The organism is Facklamia lactis (assembly GCF_015863205.1).
Lineage (GTDB): Bacteria > Bacillota > Bacilli > Lactobacillales > Aerococcaceae > Facklamia > Facklamia lactis.
In genome coordinates this window covers 1-558 of the sequence record NZ_JACBXQ010000027.1, presented here as the reverse complement: position 1 = coordinate 558, position 558 = coordinate 1, and the positions used below count along the sequence as shown (strand labels likewise).

Sequence of the window (558 nt, the reverse complement as noted above, 5' to 3'; positions counted from 1 at the left end):
CAATTTATTCCATTAGCAGAAGAGACAGGATTTATCGTTCCAATTACGAAATGGCTGTTAGAACAAACGTGTATACATATAAAGGCGATACATTCGTTCGCTCCGCATATGAAAGTCGGAGTAAACATCTCAGCTGTCCATTTTCAACAAGATGATTTTGTTGAACAAGTATCACATATTGTAAAAGCGAACAATGTTCACCCGCGCTTTTTTAAATTAGAACTGACGGAAAGTACGATTATGCCAAATGCAGAGGAATCTGTTCAAAAACTTGTACAGCTTAAACGGTACGGTTTTAAGTTGGCGATTGATGACTTTGGGACAGGTTTTTCTTCTTTAAGTTATTTGCATCGTTTCCCAATCGATATTTTAAAAATTGATCAATCGTTCATTCGACGTCTCTCCTTATATAGTGATGATGCGACGATTGTATCTACAATTATTATGATGGCACACAATTTGCACTTAGCTGTTGTGGCCGAAGGGGTCGAAACAGAGCAACAATATGAATTTGTAAATAAAAAACAATGTGATATGGTGCAAGGATATTACATTGCT

At 36.4% G+C, this 558-nt stretch carries 1 protein-coding gene; it reads left to right on the top strand.

The genetic code is table 11. The features are described from left to right. The coding region (locus tag HZY91_RS10840) for an EAL domain-containing protein (protein WP_197116280.1) at window positions 1-558 on the top strand (558 nt) is incomplete at both ends.